The 18137-nt window shown below is 59.8% G+C and carries 15 protein-coding genes; 9 read left to right on the plus strand and 6 right to left on the minus strand.

From position 1 onward, the window contains the following. The first annotated feature begins 23 nt into the window (after positions 1 to 23). Positions 24 to 1445 carry an NAD(P)/FAD-dependent oxidoreductase gene (locus HMPREF3053_RS07440; protein WP_016422826.1) on the plus strand — a complete coding sequence of 474 codons (1422 nt, stop codon included), beginning with the start codon at positions 24 to 26 and terminating at the stop codon, positions 1443 to 1445. A 92-nt stretch (positions 1446 to 1537) separates the two neighbouring features. Here the strand turns inward: HMPREF3053_RS07440 and HMPREF3053_RS07445 are convergent, their stop codons facing one another. Then, a complete protein-coding gene (locus HMPREF3053_RS07445; protein ID WP_224433479.1) occupies positions 1538 to 2101 on the minus strand; it encodes a PaaI family thioesterase in 564 nt (187 codons plus the stop codon). 105 nt (positions 2102 to 2206) lie between these two features. On the opposite strand from HMPREF3053_RS07445, the gene gndA reads away from it, so the two are divergent. The 7 genes from gndA to HMPREF3053_RS07480 all read left to right on the plus strand — a co-directional run bounded on the left by gndA (position 2207) and on the right by HMPREF3053_RS07480 (position 11944). Next, positions 2207 to 3658, plus strand: coding sequence for an NADP-dependent phosphogluconate dehydrogenase (gene gndA, locus HMPREF3053_RS07450; RefSeq protein ID WP_070767507.1), 1452 nt, complete (start codon positions 2207 to 2209; stop codon positions 3656 to 3658). A 47-nt stretch (positions 3659 to 3705) separates the two neighbouring features. Then, on the plus strand, positions 3706 to 5319 hold the full coding sequence (locus HMPREF3053_RS07455; protein ID WP_070767508.1) for a bifunctional hydroxymethylpyrimidine kinase/phosphomethylpyrimidine kinase: 1614 nt from the start codon (positions 3706 to 3708) through the stop codon (positions 5317 to 5319). 80 nt (positions 5320 to 5399) lie between these two features. After that, positions 5400 to 6734, plus strand: coding sequence for a DEAD/DEAH box helicase (locus HMPREF3053_RS07460; RefSeq protein ID WP_222865444.1), 1335 nt, complete (start codon positions 5400 to 5402; stop codon positions 6732 to 6734). Between the two features lie 3 nt (positions 6735 to 6737). Next, positions 6738 to 8123: a hemolysin family protein gene (locus tag HMPREF3053_RS07465; RefSeq protein WP_016422831.1), complete on the plus strand. Its 1386-nt coding sequence runs from the start codon at positions 6738 to 6740 to the stop codon at positions 8121 to 8123. Next, complete coding sequence (locus HMPREF3053_RS07470) at positions 8120 to 9334, plus strand: hemolysin family protein (protein WP_049193547.1); 1215 nt, start codon at positions 8120 to 8122, stop codon at positions 9332 to 9334. Before HMPREF3053_RS07465 ends, HMPREF3053_RS07470 begins: the two co-directional genes overlap by 4 nt. Then, complete coding sequence (locus tag HMPREF3053_RS07475; protein WP_070767509.1) at positions 9331 to 10248, plus strand: 3-methyladenine DNA glycosylase; 918 nt, start codon at positions 9331 to 9333, stop codon at positions 10246 to 10248. Before HMPREF3053_RS07470 ends, HMPREF3053_RS07475 begins: the two co-directional genes overlap by 4 nt. 97 nt (positions 10249 to 10345) lie before the next feature. Further along, positions 10346 to 11944 carry a vWA domain-containing protein gene (locus tag HMPREF3053_RS07480; RefSeq protein ID WP_070767510.1) on the plus strand — a complete coding sequence of 533 codons (1599 nt, stop codon included), beginning with the start codon at positions 10346 to 10348 and terminating at the stop codon, positions 11942 to 11944. A 145-nt stretch (positions 11945 to 12089) separates the two neighbouring features. Here HMPREF3053_RS07480 and HMPREF3053_RS07485 read toward each other — a convergent pair whose 3' ends face one another. The 5 genes from HMPREF3053_RS07485 to secA2 form a co-directional block, all read right to left on the minus strand. Next, positions 12090 to 12593: a MerR family transcriptional regulator gene (locus tag HMPREF3053_RS07485; RefSeq protein ID WP_172620271.1), complete on the minus strand. Its 504-nt coding sequence runs from the start codon at positions 12591 to 12593 to the stop codon at positions 12090 to 12092. 388 nt (positions 12594 to 12981) lie between these two features. Beyond that, complete coding sequence (locus HMPREF3053_RS07490) at positions 12982 to 13581, minus strand: bifunctional nuclease family protein (RefSeq protein ID WP_070767511.1); 600 nt, start codon at positions 13579 to 13581, stop codon at positions 12982 to 12984. Positions 13582 to 13626: 45 nt separating this feature from the next. After that, positions 13627 to 14385 carry a transcriptional regulator FtsR gene (locus HMPREF3053_RS07495; protein WP_016422836.1) on the minus strand — a complete coding sequence of 253 codons (759 nt, stop codon included), beginning with the start codon at positions 14383 to 14385 and terminating at the stop codon, positions 13627 to 13629. A 70-nt stretch (positions 14386 to 14455) separates the two neighbouring features. Then, complete coding sequence (odhI, locus tag HMPREF3053_RS07500) at positions 14456 to 14881, minus strand: oxoglutarate dehydrogenase inhibitor Odhl (RefSeq protein ID WP_070767512.1); 426 nt, start codon at positions 14879 to 14881, stop codon at positions 14456 to 14458. Between the two features lie 238 nt (positions 14882 to 15119). Continuing rightward, a complete protein-coding gene (secA2, locus tag HMPREF3053_RS07505; RefSeq protein WP_070767513.1) occupies positions 15120 to 17399 on the minus strand; it encodes an accessory Sec system translocase SecA2 in 2280 nt (759 codons plus the stop codon). 189 nt (positions 17400 to 17588) lie between these two features. Between secA2 and rraA the strand changes: the two genes are divergently transcribed. After that, positions 17589 to 18062: a ribonuclease E activity regulator RraA gene (gene rraA / locus HMPREF3053_RS07510; RefSeq protein WP_083317232.1), complete on the plus strand. Its 474-nt coding sequence runs from the start codon at positions 17589 to 17591 to the stop codon at positions 18060 to 18062. The last annotated feature ends 75 nt before the right edge of the window (positions 18063 to 18137 follow it).

Consider the following 18137-nt stretch of genomic DNA (forward strand, 5'->3'; position numbering starts at 1 on the left):
TCAAGTCTGTGAGGAGAAAATACATGACCGAGACTCCGTACCGCCCGCACTCCGGACGCCCGCACGTGGTCGTCATCGGTTCGGGTTTCGGTGGCTTGTTCGCGGCGAAGAAGTTGCAGGGCGCCGAGGTCGACGTCACTCTCATCGACCGCACTAACCACCACCTGTTCCAGCCACTGCTCTACCAGGTAGCAACGGGCATCCTGTCCTCGGGCGAAATCGCTCCGTCCACTCGTACGATCTTCGACGGTGTTCAGAACGTTCGTGTTGTCAAGGGCGATGTCACCGACATCGACGTCGAAAAGCAGGTTGTGACTTCGGAACTGGGGCACCAGACTTCCAAGTGGGAATACGATCACCTCCTGGTTGCCGCTGGCGCTGGCCAGTCCTACTTCGGCAATGATCACTTTGCCGAGTTTGCTCCGGGCATGAAGAACATCGACGACGCACTCGAAATCCGTGCCCGCATCATCGGCGCGTTTGAGCGCGCCGAGCTGACCAACGATCCGGCTGAGCGCGAGCGCCTGCTGACCTTCGTTGTTGTCGGCGCTGGTCCGACTGGTGTTGAGCTTGCTGGCCAGCTGGCCGAGCTGGCTAACCGCACCCTCGCATCGTCCTACCGCAGCTACAACCCGCACGCTGCACGCGTCGTCCTGCTCGACGGCGCACCGCAGGTTCTGCCGCCGTTTGGCAAGCGTCTGGGCCGCAAGGCTCAGAAGTCCCTGGAGAAGATGGGCGTCATCGTCAAGCTGGGCGCGATGGTGACTGACGTCAATGAAGAGGGAGTCACCTACAAGAACATGAAGGATGGAACCGAGGAGTTCATCCCGTCGTTCTGCAAGATTTGGTCCGCCGGCGTGTCCGCTTCCCCGCTGGGCAAGATGATTGCCGAGCAGACTGGCGCCGAGACCGACCGCGCTGGCCGTGTCGTTGTCAACGAGGACATGACAGCTGGTGACTACAAGAACGTCTACGTCGTGGGCGACATGTCCAACCGCGAGAACCTGCCGGGTGTTGCTCAGGTTGCTATTCAGGGTGGCGAGTACGTCGCCGCCAACATTGCAGCTGAGGCCGACGGCCGCGACGTCGCTGAGCGTCAGCCGTTCGAGTACTTCGATAAGGGCTCCATGGCAACCGTCTCCCGCTTCTCCGCAGTGGTGAAGATGGGCAAGGTTGAGGTCACCGGCTTCATCGGCTGGATTCTGTGGCTGGCCGTCCACCTGATGTTCCTGGTGGGCTTCCGCAACCGCCTCGTCTCCTGCGTCAGCTGGGGCCTGAACGTCCTGGACCGCAACCGTTGGCAGATGGTTTCCACCCGCCAGCAGATGTACGCACGCAACGCCATCGACCGCCTGGCCGAGTTCAACAAGGACAAGGCTGAGCAGGATCTGCCGCTGGAGGTTCGCGACACTCGCCGCGAGCACCGCGCAAAAAGGAACAAGTAGTTAACTTGCAGGTGGCCAGATTAGAAAACAGCTAATCACGACAAGCCACCTGCGAGCTTCCTACCAGGCCCGTTACCACCTATAACGATTTGCTACAGCGGCTTGTCGAGTACCGCAATTCGTAGGTTGGTGCGGGCCAGCAGTTTTTCATCTGCCTTGCGGGTGTGCTCAATACGCCACAGTTGCATGGTGCGCCCCAGGTACTCTGGCTCCGCCGTGGTAACGATTACCTCGCCAGCTCGGGCGGAGCGGTAAAAATCGGTGTTATTGTTCACACCGACGACCGGCTTCTTCGCACCGCAGGCAACGAAACCAGCAATAGAGCCAGCAGTCTCACCTAGCGAGCAATAAACACCGCCATTGGCTAGGCCCCACGGTTGCAGGTGGTCGGGCCCGACCTCGAGCTCCATCTGAATTCGCTCCGGCCCGACATGGACAAACTTCGTGCCCAGCAAGGTATCTAGACCGCCGATTCCGTTATCGCCCAAGGTGCTGTTAAAAACAGCCAGCTCCTCATCGCTCAGCGCTTCCTGGCTAGCCTTCGTCGCCAGTGTCATATAATCGCGCAGCGCCTTCCTCTTCGCCTGCTCGGCGACGGAAGCTGCAGAGTTAGAGTCCTGTGAACTGCCATTATTCGCAATAGTCTCGTCAGTCATGCCAAACATTGTGCCAGCGCACGCCATCACTCGTGGCAGTTTCAACGTTAAAAGCAGTAACAATTTCTGAGTCCCAGATACAACGAACCCCGGCCAGGCTTTAAGATGGTGGGCATGACCGATAACAATGAACTCGCACAAATTGGTGTCGTCGGGCTCGCCGTCATGGGCTCGAATATCGCACGCAACTTCGCCCACAAGGGACACACCGTTGCCGTGTACAACCGCAGTCCGGAGAAAACTCGCACCCTCATCGCTGAACACGGTGATGAAGGCTCATTCATCCCGTCCGAGACCATTGAAGAGTTCGTCGCTTCGCTGGAGCGCCCGCGTCGCGCTCTGATCATGGTTCAGGCAGGTGCCGCTACTGATGCGGTCATCGATCAGCTTGCCGACGTGATGGAGCCCGGCGACATCATCATTGATGGCGGTAACTCTCTTTACACGGACACCATCCGTCGCGAGAAGGCTATTCGCGCCCGTGGCCTGCACTACGTTGGCACTGGTATTTCCGGTGGTGAAGAAGGTGCTCTGACTGGCCCATCCATTATGCCGGGTGGAACGAAGGAGTCCTACGAGTCCCTCGGCCCGCTGCTGGAGTCCATCTCCGCACACGTTGATGGCGTTCCGTGCTGTACTCACATTTCCTCCGATGGCGCTGGCCACTTTGTAAAGATGGTCCACAACGGCATCGAGTACGCGGATATGCAGGTCATTGGCGAGGCCTACCACCTGCTGCGTGAGGCCGCTGGCCTCACCCCTGCCGAGATTGCAGATATCTTCCGCGAGTGGAATAAGGGCGACCTGGACTCCTACCTGGTCGAGATTACCGCTGAGGTTCTCTCTCAGGACGATGAGAAGACAGGCAAGCCGCTGGTGGATGTCATCGTTGATGCTGCTGGTCAGAAGGGTACCGGCCGTTGGACGGTCAAGGCCGCTTTGGACTTGGGCATTCCAGTAACTGGTATTGGCGAGGCCGTGTTCGCTCGCGCCCTGTCGTCTTCCCTTGCTCAGCGTGAGGCTGCCCGCAACCTGCCGTCGGGAAGCCTGGCTAAGGCACCGGAAGATCGCGATGCTTTTGTGGAGCGCGTCCGTAAGGCGCTCTACGCTTCCAAGATCGTTGCCTACTCGCAGGGCTTCGATGAGATTAACGCTGGTGCCAAGGAGTACGGCTGGGAGATTGACCGCGGTGCGCTGGCGACCATCTGGCGTGGTGGCTGCATCATCCGCGCACAGTTCCTGAACCGCATCAAGGAAGCGTACGACCGCAATCCGGAGCTGCCGGCGCTGGTACTCGACGAGTACTTCCGTGACCAGGTCACCGAGTGCCTCGACGCGTGGCGCGACGTTGTCGTCACTGCAGCACAGATGGGTATCCCGGCTCCGGTGTTCTCCTCTTCGCTGGCTTACTACGACGGCCTGCGTGCGGAGCGTCTGCCGGCAGCACTGGTTCAGGGGCAGCGTGACTACTTCGGTGCGCACACTTACCAGCGTGTTGACCGCGAGGGTGCTTTCCACACCCTCTGGTCTGGCGACCGCTCCGAGGTTGAAGCGTAGTCTTGAAGTCTGTCGCTTCACGCTCTTGAAGTTAAAAGGGGTCTGAGATGCCATTTCCCAAGAAGGCAAAGCCTGATTTTGTGCCACGAGTTCTTTCCATCGCCGGCACAGACCCAACAGGTGGCGCTGGGCTCCATGCCGATTTAAAATCAATCGCCGCCGCCGGTGGTTATGGTATGGGCGTGGTCACCGCTTTGGTATCTCAGAACACCGTGGGCGTTCGTGCCGTCCACACCCCACCTGTTGACTTCCTCGTCGAGCAGCTGGCTGCTGTAACTGAGGATGTCACCATCGACGCGGTGAAGATTGGCATGTTGGGTTCACGCGAACTCACGCAGGCCGTCACCAACTGGGTTCGGGAGACCAAGCCAGCCGTGGTTGTTCTCGATCCGGTTATGGTCGCCACCTCTGGCGACCGTCTGCTTGACGAAGATGCCATGGACGCAATGCGTGACTTGGTCGCGGAAGCCACCGTCATCACGCCGAATGTTCCCGAACTGGCATTGCTTGCCGACGCCCCGGAGGCCAGCGACTTCACTGAGCTGATTGAGCAGGCGCTGGAGTTCGCGAGCAAGAACGATGTCATCGTGATTGCAAAGACTGGTCACTTAAGTGATGAGGAAGCCGGCAATGCCGTGGCCTTCCCCGATGGCCAGGTTTTCTTCAGCTCTTCTCCCCGCATTCACACTGAGAACACCCATGGCACGGGTTGTTCGCTGTCCGCAGCTCTTGCCACACGGATTGGTGGGGGCTCTGCGATTAATGATGCCCTGCGCTGGACTACGCGCTGGCTCAGCGAGTCCATTCGTTTCGCGGATAACCTCAACGTCGGCCAGGGGCACGGCCCCATTGACCACGGCCACAGGGCTCGTCGCCTGGAAAAGGTCGCGCTTCGCCGAATGCAACCAGTGCATCTGAACTCTAGTTTTTACCCGGCGGCCATCGAAGGCACTGATACTGAGCAGACGCCGAAGGAGCTGGAATCTTTCTTCGGCCACTCACTCCAGATTGCGCCGGCGGGCCCCTTTACTTCCCAGCTGTGGCGGGACATCGAAGACATCGTTGCCGAGATTGGCGGAATGTTCAGCGTCCCCACGATGCTCCGCGGCGACCTTTCCTCGGACGAAACCAACTTCTTCGTAGCGCAAGAGGCCTGGTACTTGCACCAAGTTTTCCCAGTCCTGTCGCATCTGGCAACCAAAGCACCCTGCGCTAAGGAACAGGTTCTGTGGTCGTCACTCGCACAGGAAGCCCTGGTGCGTGCGTTGGAATTGAGCAATAACGCGCTGGAAGAGACTTCTTCGGCGCTCGAGGACATCGAGCCGACAACCATCACGCAGCTTTTGCTGGACGTGCATTCTTCCTGTAGCGCTTTCAACCCATATCGGGTCGCCGTAACCAGTATCGTCGCCGAAATGTGGATTGCAACCGAGCTGACTCTGCAAGGAAAATCGCTGGTTGATGAGGATTCCGCGATCGCGAACTGGGTGGAGGTGTATTCCGACCCCGAGTATGTTGACAGTGTTCAGCAGGCTCTCGAGGTCCTTGAAAAGAATATGTCCACGGCCAGCGATGCGGAGCTCAAATCCATCCGCAACATCTTCCGTCGAGCCGCCATTCTTGAGCGCGAGGCCTATGCGCAACCGGGTCGCGGTTGGTAAATCTCATGGGACGGTAGTTTTCAAGCTCACCGGACGTGCCTATTGCATGGCAGTCCGGGGATAGCGGTATTCTAACAAGCATGCCCCCTCCTGCTGAGTCCAGTGATTTCAGACAGTTGGGCACGCCGGAAGCGATTGTGAGTATTCTGCGTGCCCAGCACATAACTTCGCCTACTGCCGTGCAGGTGGCGACTTTGCCAGATGCTTTCGCTGGCAAGGACGTTCTTGCGCAGGCCCCTACAGGCTCGGGCAAAACGCTCGCATTCGGCATTCCGCTGGTCGCGTTACTCAATAACGCCTCTCCAGCGCTTCCCGGTTACCCGCGCGCGCTAATTATTTCGCCAACGCGCGAACTCGCAGATCAGATTGCTGATGTCCTGGCTGACATCGGTGCCGCTGCAGGTCTGCGTGTCTTGAGCTTGGTCGGCGGTGACTCCGTGGCCAAGCAGCAGACTCTGCTCGCGGCACCAGTCGATATCGCTGTGGTCACACCGGGTCGCGCACACGATTTGCGCCGCCGCAGCCTCCTCAGCCTTGAGCAGGTTCTCGCCGTTGTTGTAGACGAAGCGGACATGCTCGCTGACATGGGCTTTCTGCCCGATGTTCTGGGCCTGGTCCGTGCGTGCCCGAAGTCGGCACAGCGCATGGTCTTTTCCGCCACGATTAACGACGACGCCGCGGGGCTTATCCGCGATCGTCGCGCAAGTAGCACTGAAGTTGCGAAGCACAAGGTCACTGCCTCCCGGTTGACCATGCGCAATATGCGGCATCTGTTACTTCGGGTGGAGGACAACAACGAAGCCGACGAAGTGGTCGCCTGGATTGCCTCCCGCAAGGATCAGTGCGTCATCTTCGCCAACTCTAAGGCGCGTGTCGTGCAGCTGGCTAAGTTTCTACAGTTCTATGACATCAAGTTAGGTTTCCTCCACGGCGATCGTGGCCAGGCAACTCGTCGCGCGGTCCTCAAGGCCTTTTCCGAGGGTGAAATCAATGTCCTCGTCACCACGGATGTGGCCGCTCGTGGCATTGATATCGATGCTCTTGACTTGGTTGTGCACGCGGATCCGCCAAGGGATTCCGCGACGTACATTCACCGCTCGGGTCGAACGGCTCGTGCAGGTGCTTCCGGCACGGTAGCGATGATTGTGCGTGACCGCCAGGTTGATCAGGCCCGTGAGCTGCTGGCAGGGGCCGGCGTTAAAGCTGAAGAGCTGCGTGCAGCTCCGGGGCTGCCGCGATTTGTCAAGGAACTGGGCGCACGGCGTCCGCGCCGGGCTCGTCAAGATCAGAGCCAATCGGCAGGCAGTGTTAGTGGTGCCGGTTACCGCGGGCGCGGCGGTCCGTCGGCAAGCGGAAAGAATCGTGCTGGCGGTCGCGTACACCGCCCCAAGCGAGGGAAAAAGAAGAAGAGATAATCAGTGGATATTGTTCTCAATATTGTCGCGGTTGTCGGCTTTATCGCGCTAACCGCTGGCACCGGCCTCTTTGTGGCGTTTGAATTCGCGCTGACGGGACTGGAGCGATCTACGATTGACGCCGACCGCGCCCGTTCAGCGGATGCACCTGCTGAGGCCGTTCACAAGGCGCATAATCGACTGTCCTTCCACCTCTCCGGTGCACAGCTAGGCATTACGTTGACCACGCTGGCAACTGGTTTCCTCGCGGAACCGGTGCTGGCGCAGTACTTCACGCCGATGTTGCATTGGATGGGGCTCAGCGAGTCTGCAGCGGGACCGACCGCACTGATTCTTGCGCTCATTGTGGCCACGATGTTGTCGATGGTCTATGGCGAGTTGGTGCCAAAGAATGTCGCCATTACAGAGCCGTTGGCAGTAGCGCGAGTTACGGCTCGTCCGGTGATGGCGTTTAACTGGGTGTTCCACTACTTCATCCATTCGCTGAATGCCACGGCGAACTGGCTGGTGCGCAAGCTCGGTATTGAACCGGCGGATGAGTTGGCTTCAGCGCGTTCCCCGCAGGAGCTGGAAGCACTGGTACGTAATTCTGCGGAGCAGGGGGCATTGGATGAGTCGAAGGCCGCTGTACTCGAGTCGTCGTTACGCTTTGGCGAAACGACGGCGGAGGACCTAATGACGCCGCGGTCGACGATTACCTCCCTCGATGTCGATGACACGGCGCTGGATCTGCTGGCTGTCGCTATCGAATCGGGGCATTCCCGCTTCCCCATTACTGACGGGGACCTCGATGCCACTGTCGGTGTTGTCCACGTCAAGGACGCATTTGCGGTGCCTGCGGCGAAGCGCTCAACCACCACCATGCGGGAGATTGCACGGCCTGTGCCGACGCTGCCGCAGTCGCTGGACGGCGATGCCGTACTGGAGGCCGTGCGTTCGGCCGGCTCGCAGATTGCGCTGGTCGCCGATGAGTACGGCGGCATCGCCGGCATTGTCACCATCGAGGATGTCGTCGAGGAAATTCTTGGCGAGGTCTGGGATGAGTACGACGACAAGGAGTCCGAGCAGGAAGTCAAACGCGCGATCGAAGGCTGGAACTGCTCTGGCCTTGTGCGTACCGACGAGCTGCCGACCAAGGTCGGATACTTCGCCCCAGAAGGTAGCTTCGAAACGCTCGGTGGATTGATTATGTTTGCGCTCGGTCGCATCCCGGAGGTCGGTGACGTCGTCCTGCTGCCAGAGACCGAACGCGATTTCATGGACGAGTTCGAATCGGGTATCGCCGGACGCTGGTACGCCCGCATTCTGGCGATGGATGACCGCCGCGTGGACCGTGCAATTTTGATTCCTGTGACCAACGAACGCGCTAAGGAGATGTTCAACCTATGAGTGACTGGTTTGGAATCCTCCTGACTTTCTTCTTGTTGTTGGTCAACGCGTTTTTCGTGGGCGCGGAGTTCTCACTTATTGCTGCGCGCCGTGACCGTTTGGAAGCGCTGCTGGCTCAGGGAAAGAAGCGCGCACGCACAGTTATCAATGCTTCTGAGCACCTGTCGATGATGCTCGCCGCCGCACAGCTGGGCATCACCATTGCCTCGCTACTGCTGGGTAAGGTCTCTGAGCCGGCGCTGGCACATCTGCTGGAAGCTCCCTTCCAGGCGATGGGTATTCCGGAGTCGCTGCTGCACCCGCTGAGCTTTGCCATCGCATTGATGCTGGTGTCAGTGCTGCACATCATGCTCGGTGAGATGGTGCCGAAGAATATCGCGCTGGCAGGACCGGAAACGATGGCCATGCTGCTTATTCCGGTTCATATGGTCTTCTACCGTCTGACCAAGCCGCTGTTGCTGCTGTTTAACTGGATGGCTCGCCATACGCTTAAGCTGTTCGGCATTGAGCAGCGCGATGAGCTCGACACCACTGTCGATTCCACTGAGTTGGCATCGATGATTGCGGAGTCTCGTCAAGAGGGGCTCCTTGACAGCGAGGAGCACGTCCGCCTTCGTCGCACACTGGCTTCGGCCACGCGCACCATTGAGGAGGTACTGATTCCGCACGAGCAGATTCGGCGCCTCCCCACCGCACCGACTGTGGGCGATCTAGAGACGGCGGTCACCGAAACTGGTTTCTCCCGGTTCCCCGTCGCTGCGGCCAACAATGAGCCCAACGAGTACCGCGGCTATGTTCACGTGAAAGATGTCCTCGACCGCGTCATGGATCCTGCCTCCGGCCCAGAGACAGCCATCCCCGATGACGAGATTCGCCCGATGATCGAGATTCCGATCGATGCCACGCTGGATGAGGGATTGCGCATCATGCGCCGCTACAGCGCCCACATGGCAGTGGCTGTACGCGCTCGCATGCCAAAGCCGCACCTGCGCGCAAACGCCCCGGCAAGCATCGCTCCGAAGACCGGTGCTTTCTCCGGCGCGGAGCAGATCGGCATCGTGGCTCTGGAGGACCTCATCGAGGAGCAGGTCGGTGTCGTGCGCGACTGGACCCACGAGGTCTCCCCGCGTCGCAGCGGTGCGCCAAAGCAGCACTCGACCGTGAACCAGCCCCGGACCCGACCGGGCAGCACGCAGGGACGCCAGCAGTGACGCCTACGCCCGATTCGTCTTTCGATTGGCGTGAAGCCAAAGCAAGGCATATCGCCCGCGTCGATGTCCTGACCCGCGACCACCTGTCCCGTCGCAGTCGCGGCCAGCGCCACCCGGTCTGGGACTTCATCTTCGAGTACTACCCCGTTAAACCCGGCCAACTCCGCCGCTGGTCACCGGGCATCGGCGTAGATCTTCCCGGTGCGACGGCCAAAGACATCAGTCACCTGAAGTTCTTTACCCTCGACACGGACGACACTACCGATAGCCCTGCCTGCAAGGAGCCCACCGATACCGCCTCGGGGACGGCGCGTATGGATGTTTCGGCGTACGTCGATAAGCGAGGTAAGACGGTGGCGTACATCGGCCATCTGTTGCGTTCGACGCGCGCGAATCCGGCGCACTTTGACTGCTTTGGCCTGCATGAATGGGCGATGGTGTATCGCCAGCCGGAGCATCGTCATCCGGAGCCACTGCGGCTGGGTCAGGCAGGCACGGACGAGGTCGTCGAGGCCCACACGGTTCGATGTACGCACTTCGACGCCTTCCGTTTCTTCACGCCCGACGCCGTGCCGCTCAACGAGTTTGCCCCGACGCGCGAGACACAGCCGCACTGTGAGCAGATGGGGTGTCTGCACGCCAACATGGACTTGTATAAATGGGCGACCAAGCTCGGCGAGGCGGTCCCCGGCGACCTGTGGCTGGATACTTTCGAGCTCGCGTGCAGTGCCCGTGAGTTGGATATGCGCGCCGCTCCCTACGATCTGCAGGATTGGGGTTTTGCGCCCATTCGCATCGAAACGCCCGAAGGCAAGGCCGAGTACGTCCGCCGCCAGCGTGAGCTCAGTGCGCGTGCCGATGTTCTGCGCGGCCGTCTTCTCGAAGTGGTAGATGTCGCATTGTCCACGCAGTAAAGTTGGCAGGAGTTACGTGCGCGTTTGTGCTTTACGACGAGGTCTGCTGCGAGTCGACAGTGCCGAGCACACTCAGCATAGAAAGGGCTAGAACGACATGGGACGACACGCCTCGGGAGAGAACAACTATCGAGTGGCTAAGGGGCCTTTTATTGCCGTCTTGGTCGTAATTGTTTTGGTCGCTGCGGTTTTTGCCTGGGTTAATCTGCGCAAGAGCAACGATTCGTCGATTGATGCTGACCGTGCACGGTGTACGAAGGGTGACCTGACGCTGGTGGTGACCGCTGATCCTGCTGCGGTGGGCTCGGCACAGAAACTTGTGCAGGACTATGGCGAGTCGAATCCCGTGGTGAGGGACTTCTGTGTGCGGCCACAGATTACGGTGGCGGGCTCGCAGGAGGTTGTGAACGCCCTGTCTGAGGCTGGCGGTGCTGAAGCTGGTGAGGGAGCTCCGGAGGACCCCGCTGCGGGTGAAGCCGGTACTGGAATTATGACTCCGGGAGTCTGGATTCCCGCCGATATCTCTTTTGTGGACCAGGCGAAGAACTCAGACAAGGTCAAGGTCAACAACCCCAAGACGTGGTTGCCGCCGATTGCCAGCGGCGTGGCCTTCACAACCAATCGTGCTGACCAGCTGAACAACGCCACCTGGGAAGAGCTTGCAGGATTGCGCGTGGCCGCCCCAGGTGGCTCCGATGCGGCACTGTCGGCCGTGATTAGTGCTCGACTTGGCGGTGGCCCGGACGTCGCTCGCGAACGCGCGGGCTTGGGTGAGGTCTACACCTCCAATACTCTGCTGACCATGCTCAGCCAGAACGTCGCTGATTTCGACGGCGTGGCCGCAACCCAGCCCATGCTGCAGATGGCCGGCGAGGGGCTGAAGCTGGTCTCCCCTGCGGACGCACCCCAGTTGCACGCGCCAGTTGTCACCTTTGGCTCCGGCGGCAAAATCGACGAGAACACGGCTCGCGCGGCCGAGGACTTCCGGAACTTCGCAGCAGATCACGACGCCGACGGCGAAGCTGCTGAGAGCACTTTCAGCCCTGAAGTAGCGGAGAACTTTGGAGTGCTCTCGCAGATTCAGACGGATTCTTTTGCGCTGCCGCCAGCACTGGAGCAGCCGGACGCGCAACAGCCCGCAACTGCGGTGGGTTCGGCGCTCCTGCTCGCTGACACCTCCGAGGGCGTCGATGTTGGGGCGCTGTCTGCGGCACTTTCCGGCGCTATCGATGCGGCACCTGGTGGCCGCTACGGCCTGTGGACATTCGCACCTGAGGTGAACCGTCTCGCGGAACTTCCCGCGCCCGATGACGAGGCCAACAACGGCGCGGACGCCGTAAAGGGGTCGCTGGCCGAACTTCCGGCTGGTGGTGAGGCACAGTTCTGGCCAGCGCTTATCGATGCCTACCAGGCCGCCCGCGACACCTACTCCCCTGACAAGCCGAACCGTCTCGTCGTGCTCACCTCTGGTCGCGATGCCTCGGGCGCCGATGCCGCCGAGTCTGTCGAGAGGATCAAGGAACTCATTAGCCCAGACCGCCCGGTAACGATTGAGGTCATCGTGCTTCCCGACGGCGACAGCTCCAGCCCCGAGCTGCAGGAAGTGGCAAATATGACCACTGGCTCTCTGCGCATTGCGGCCGACTACGGCGATGGCCTGGCCTCTCAGTTGGCTGCGGCTATCGGTACGGAGTAAGTAGCAAAAAACCGCCTCCATCTGGTCCAACCTCGGGAGAGGAAAAACGGAACCAGTTGTGGAAGGCGGTTTTTGTTTAGCTTGTTTCGGCTATTTGAGCGGCGTCCATAGCAGCGACGCCGCTATTCAGCCATACAGTTGGCTGTTAGGAGATGCGACGGCGACGACGCTCAGCCAGCTCGTCGATGCCAGTACCTGGGTTCTCCTGAGTACCGTCGATACGCTCGGACGGGAAGGAGGCGATGGTGCCAGTCAGTTCCTTCATAATGCCCGGGACAGCAATGCCGAACACTCCCTGGCCACCGTTGAGCAGGTCGATGACCTCTTCATTGGAGCGGCACTGGTAGACGGTGCGACCGTCGGAAACCAGCGTGATGGTAGCCAGGTCATCGACGCCGAGGTCGCGCAGGCGATCGACAGCCAGACGGATATTCTGCAGGGAAATACCGGTGTCCAGCAGACCGCGAACAATCTTCAAAACGAGGATGTCGCGGAAGGAGTACAGACGCTGGGTACCCGAGCCCTTAGCGGTACGGATAGAAGGCTCCACCAGCTTGGTGCGTGCCCAGTAGTCCAGCTGGCGGTAAGAAATGCCCGCTACCTGACATGCGATAGGAACGCGGTAGCCAACCTGCTCGTCCGGTCCCATGTCGAACAGGGATTCCTGAACCGCGCGCGGCTCTTGCGAGTCCGACGCACGGAGCTCATTGTCGCCAAAGAGCGAACCGCTGTTGTCGTCGACCATATAAATTCTCCCGAGGTAGTTTCACTGCCGTTATTTATCTTTCGCCAAGGTTAATCGGCTGTCAATACATCACAGGACGACACGCCGAATCTCTAAACCTAAAGTTAAGGTTTAGAGTTTGGAGTCATAGTTTCCCCAGCTCAAGCACAACCCGGGAGAAAAACCGCAGGACGGGATGAAACCATAACTTACGAAAAGTTACCCCTTTTATGGGGTCATTCAGCGACACGCCGGAGGAAATAAGCGTCACAACTACCCCAAAAGTAGCCAGTTGTTCACTCCAGTCACACGTTTAACGGTCGCCATCGGAAGCTGAATCGGCGCCACCGTCGGCTTCACCATCAGACTTCTTGTCCTCCGCATCACCATGCGGCTCGGCGAAGTAGTCAGCATCAATGCTGTCGAGGAATTCCGCAAACTCCGACACCGATGCCTCGACGGAGTCGGTCTCCGACTCGTCGGCAAGCGAACCGCCATTGGTTGCGACGAGACGCGCCGCTACCGACGTGGCGTCGAGCACATCACGCGCGACATACAGCGGAACCTCAAGCTCGCTAGCGATAAGGATGAGGTCGGAGGGCCGCAAATCAATCTCTGCGCCACCTTCGAGCACCAGGCTGGCGATGAAAACGCCCTCATGCACGCCCGTAATCTGGCCGCGCAGGGCGCTCTGCCCCACCATGTCCAGCGTATCGACGAAGACCTCATGCATGCCCGGGCGACGCTGCGTAGCGCCGGTCTCACGGGCGGAGTACTCCGTCGCCGTCGCCAAATCAATCCAAATCGGGATAATCCGATTGGTCTCTTCGGCATGCAGGAGCAGCACTGGATCGTCCTCAGGAGGATGCGCCATCCAGTCTAGAAACTTGACTTCTACGAGTTTTTCGTCCATAACAGCGATAATTGTAGCGAGCCGCTATTTACGCGGGACTACCGACTACTTCCCCAGGTCCTTGTTGACCTGGCGCTTGACCAAAGTGCCGTGCAGCGTGACCATCAGCGCAGTCATCTCACGGCCCATCTCCACAGCCTTCTGCTTGCCGCTAGCCGCACGCGACTTACTCAGCGGACTAGCAGCGAGCGACACCAAATCTGCCTCACGGGCCGCAGCGGTACGCACAGTTTTGAGGTGGCGGGCATCCAGACCAAACTCAGCCAGCTTGACCGCCGTCTCAGTGATGAGCAGGTCATCGCCATCGAACATGTTCAGCGTGTCCGGAGTAATCAGGCCGACTCGAACCAGTTCAGTGATAAACTTCTCGCTAGCGCCGGTGCGCTCTGCCAGCTCCGCCTGCGTCAGCGAGACCACTGCGGCTTCGCGGAACTGATCCGCCGTCACCAGTGGAGTGACCGATGCCAGCCCGTCGCCGCCAGCGTTGCCCGCATCAATTTCGTCGAGCTGCTCTTTAATAACCTTCAGCGGCAAGTAGTTATCGCGCTGAACGGTGAGAATGTAGCGCAGGCGGTCAATGTCCGCCTGGCTGTAGCGACGATAACCCGAGGAGCTACGCGACGGGCACAGCAGCCCCTCCGACTCGAGAAAACGAATTTTGGACAGCGTTACATCAGGGAACTCAACCTTGACTTCCTTCAGCACAGCACCGATGGTCTTCTTCTTGCCCACCGAGCGTGCTTGCTTCGCAGTGCTTTCCGACGAAGTCGGCTGCGAAACTGCTGATTTGCGTACTGCTGCCACTGGTCTTTTCCGAGCCTTTACAAAAATAAGGGGTTAATGCCGACAGGCGTCGACATTAACCGATGTCGAACTAGTTACCGATCAGGAAGACGAGGCGGAACTTACCGACCTGAACCTCGTCACCATTAGCCAGAAACGCGGAGTTCTTCGGCTCGCGGTTAACGTAGGTACCGTTCAGCGATCCCACGTCGACGACCTCGTAGGAGTCACCGTTCTTGCGGAACTCTGCGTGACGACGGGAAACAGTCACATCATCGAGGAAGATGTCGCTGTCCGGGTGACGACCAGCGGTGGTGACTGCCTGATCGAGCAGGAAACGCGAACCTGCGTTTGGCCCCCGCTTGACAACCAAGAGTGCCGAGCCCGCCGGAAGTCCTTCAACACCGGAGACCGTGGAGTCCGTGTTAGAGCCGGACTCCATTTCCTTCAGCAAATCTGCACGGAAGACCGAGGTGGTCTCGACCGATGCCTCTGGCTGGCCGCTATTGCTAGTCATATCTTTCCCTCCGGGATAACCTTGGGCGATTTACTCGTTACTTTTTAGATAATAGCGCCCCAACCGCTTTCGTGTTGTTATCTAATCCCAACCATGTTGTGACGCAGCTCACCAGCAGGGTATGTACAACATGATTGATATGCGTAAATACCGACATCTGAGAGCTTTCTCTGTGGGTGTACCTAGGCCGGTCACCTGAGAAATATTTTCAAATTGTTACCAAACCTGTGGTTACGGCTTACCTAAACATCGCTGCAATTGAGCCGACGACCGAGCCGCCACCATTGCTCAATGGGTTGTCGTTGACCATGTACGTCCACGTCGAGCTCGGGCGAGCAAGACCCGTGTCCTCTAGATGTGCGCCTTCGCTGTCGATTTCGACCTCTTGGAAGGTCTGCACCGACTCGGTAACGGCATTGTTCACCAGGCTCTTAAAGGCGCCGATGGCGGCGCGGTGGAACTCATCAATGGGGCTTTCCTTAGCCAGCGCGCGCAGGTGAATCGACTCCCGCAGGTCATCCAGATCCGCCAGGTGGTCTGACCATCCGCGATCCAGGTGGCTCAGCATGATTTCCCGGGCAGCATCCTCGGCGACATCGCGCCCGACTACGGATTCGACTTCCTTGGCCCGCGCCGATGCCAACTTGGACAGTTCTTCCCAGGCTGCATTAGTAGTCAGCAGTTTCTCCCGGCGCTCATCCAGAATCTCGCGCTGGTCACCGATGAGCTTGTTGTACTTCCACGTCGTCGCATGAATCGACAGCATGGTCGCCTCTGTCACTCGCTGTGCGCGGTCGATGAACTGGTATGCCCTCTTATCCCGGACACGGCCATCATCCTCGGGCAGCACGCTCAGCGTCTCGCCAGCAGCGCCCTCGGAAATCACCGGATCATCCAGGGAGACAAAGAACACCGACGAGCCCGGATCGCCTTGGCGCCCGGCGCGGCCACGCAGCTGATTGTCCAGTCGGTCAGTGCGGTGCTTGCCCAGGCCAATAACGCATAGTCCACCGCGTTCGACCACCGCATCTCGGTTGGATTCATCTGCCCCACCGAGGCGGATGTCGGTTCCTCGTCCGGCCATCTGGGTGGACACCGTCACGCGGCCAATATCGCCAGCATTGGCGATGACCTGGGCCTCCAGCTCGTCATTTTTCGCGTTCAGCACCGAGGATTCGATACCACGCAGAACCAGTGCATCGGCCAGGCGTTCCGATTCCGCCACGTCACGGGTGCCTACGAGTATTGGTCGACCAGTGCCGTTGAGTTCCACGACCTCGTCGACAAGCGCGGCGAACGCGTCGTCGGTGGTGGCGTAGATGCGGTCGGGCTCGTCGTCACGAATGCATGGGACGTTGGGTTCGATGACGGAGACGTGAAGTCCGTAGAACTCGCGGAACTGGTCGCCCGCGGAGGTGGCGGTGCCGGTCATGCCGCAGGTGATGTCGTAGCGGCCGACGAGCTGCTGGATGGTCATGGAGTCGAGGATGCGGCCGCCCTCCGAGACCTGCAGCCCCTCCTTGGCCTCTACCGCTGCTTGCAGACCGTCCGGCCAGCGCTGCAGTTCCGCCACGCGTCCCTTCGAGGCGTCGATGAGCTGTACCTTGCCATCGCGCACGATGTAGTCGACATCGCGCTGCAGCAACTCGTGGGCGTGCAGTGCAACGTTGACCTGAACCAGAGTGGTGCCGACATGTTCGGCGTCGTACAGCGAGCCGATGCCAAGCAGCCGTTCGACGCGTGCGGCGCCGGTATCGGTGAGGAAGACGTTGCGACGACCTTCGTCGACGGTGTAGTCGTCGCCGAGCTGCAGGCGGCGCACCACGTCGGTGATCTGACCGGTCGGTGCGGTGCCCGGCTCACTGCCGGCAAGCACAAGCGGGACCAGCGCTTCATCCACCAACACGGAGTCGGCCTCGTCGATGATCGCGACATCAGCGGGCGACTGCACGCGGTCTTCGATGGCCGGCGCGCAGCGGTCGCGCAGAACGTCGAAGCCGAGTTCGTTGACGGCGGCGTAGACGATGTCTGCCGCATATGCTTTACGACGCTCCCCCGGTCCCTCCTGCGGCGAAATAGCCGCCACCGAGAGCCCTAGGAACCCGAACAGCGGTTGCATCCACTGCGCGTCGCGGCCTGCGAGGTAGTCGTTGACGGTCACGGAATGCACGCGGTGGCCACGCAGCGCGAACCCTGCTGCAGCCAGGGCGCCGGAGAGGGTCTTGCCCTCACCAGTGGCCATCTGGACGACGTCTCCCTCCATGAGCGCCAGTGCGCCTTGCAGCTGCACATCGAAGGGACGCATGGACAGGGTGCGCTGGGAGACTTCGCGGAGCGCGGCTAAAAGCTCCGGTGCGTCGGTGGCGTGTTGGCGGGTGAAGTCGGCGAGGTCGACGTCGGAAAGCGCCTGTACCTGCGACTCGAGCTCAGCGGCGCGTGCCACCAGCCCTACGCTGCGTTTTTGGTTGCGCCCCTGCTTGCCGCTAAGAGCCTTCCAAAACCAATTAAACCCAGCCATCTTCTACCCTTCCTGCGCGCGTGTGGTTGTCGGCGCGTTCTGACTCACCAGAGTAATCAATCTGGGCCGGCCTTCGGAGTGTCAATCGCCGCCAGCGAATTTGCACCATATGTCTTTAGTCACATCTTGAGTTTGAAACAATGGGTTTAACACTTGATGCGAGAATTTTCGGAAGGACTTGAATCCCCTATGGCAATCGAATTCATCCCCACCGCTGACCTGGTTGACGAGATCGGCCCGGACGTGCGTTCCTGCGATACCCAGATGCGTAACCTCGGCGGTCGCGTGGAGTTCTGCGGCAAGATCTCCACGGTCAAGTGTTTCCAGGACAACGCGCTGCTGAAGAAGGTCCTCTCCGAACCGTCGGAGGGTGGCGTGCTTGTCATCGACGGTGACGCTTCTGTGCACACGGCGCTGGTCGGTGACGTTATTGCGGGGCTCGGCAAGGACAATGGCTGGGCTGGTGTGGTCGTCAACGGCGCGATCCGTGACTCCAAGCTGATTGGCGAGATGGACTTCGGCTGCAAGGCGCTTGGCAGCAACCCGCGCAAGTCCACCAAGACCGGCGAGGGCGAGCGCGACGTCGTTGTCTCCTTCGGCGGCATCGACTTCGTTCCGGGCGAGACGCTCTACGCTGACTCCGACGGTATTGTCGTGCGCTAGTGCGCTTGTGAGCTATGGGCAAACAAAAGCCTTAAGCAATAGCGGGTTAAGTGACAAAAAGTGTGTCTGATTTTC

The sequence above is a fragment of the Corynebacterium sp. HMSC064E07 genome, assembly GCF_001815745.1.
Classification (GTDB): Bacteria; Actinomycetota; Actinomycetes; order Mycobacteriales; family Mycobacteriaceae; genus Corynebacterium; species Corynebacterium jeikeium_D.

Excerpts from the sequence above, each read along its gene's own strand:
- HMPREF3053_RS07440 (WP_016422826.1), top strand. The coding sequence starts at position 24 with ATGACCGAGACTCCGTACCGCCCGCACTCCGGACGCCCGCACGTGGTC.
- HMPREF3053_RS07445 (WP_224433479.1), bottom strand. The coding sequence starts at position 2,101 with ATGACTGACGAGACTATTGCGAATAATGGCAGTTCACAGGACTCTAAC.
- gndA (WP_070767507.1), top strand. The coding sequence starts at position 2,207 with ATGGTGGGCATGACCGATAACAATGAACTCGCACAAATTGGTGTCGTC.
- HMPREF3053_RS07455 (WP_070767508.1), top strand. The coding sequence starts at position 3,706 with ATGCCATTTCCCAAGAAGGCAAAGCCTGATTTTGTGCCACGAGTTCTT.
- HMPREF3053_RS07460 (WP_222865444.1), top strand. The coding sequence starts at position 5,400 with ATGCCCCCTCCTGCTGAGTCCAGTGATTTCAGACAGTTGGGCACGCCG.
- HMPREF3053_RS07470 (WP_049193547.1), top strand. The coding sequence starts at position 8,120 with ATGAGTGACTGGTTTGGAATCCTCCTGACTTTCTTCTTGTTGTTGGTC.
- HMPREF3053_RS07480 (WP_070767510.1), top strand. The coding sequence starts at position 10,346 with ATGGGACGACACGCCTCGGGAGAGAACAACTATCGAGTGGCTAAGGGG.
- HMPREF3053_RS07485 (WP_172620271.1), bottom strand. The coding sequence starts at position 12,593 with ATGGGACCGGACGAGCAGGTTGGCTACCGCGTTCCTATCGCATGTCAG.
- HMPREF3053_RS07490 (WP_070767511.1), bottom strand. The coding sequence starts at position 13,581 with ATGGACGAAAAACTCGTAGAAGTCAAGTTTCTAGACTGGATGGCGCAT.
- odhI (WP_070767512.1), bottom strand. The coding sequence starts at position 14,881 with ATGACTAGCAATAGCGGCCAGCCAGAGGCATCGGTCGAGACCACCTCG.
- secA2 (WP_070767513.1), bottom strand. The coding sequence starts at position 17,399 with ATGGCTGGGTTTAATTGGTTTTGGAAGGCTCTTAGCGGCAAGCAGGGG.
- rraA (WP_083317232.1), top strand. The coding sequence starts at position 17,589 with ATGGCAATCGAATTCATCCCCACCGCTGACCTGGTTGACGAGATCGGC.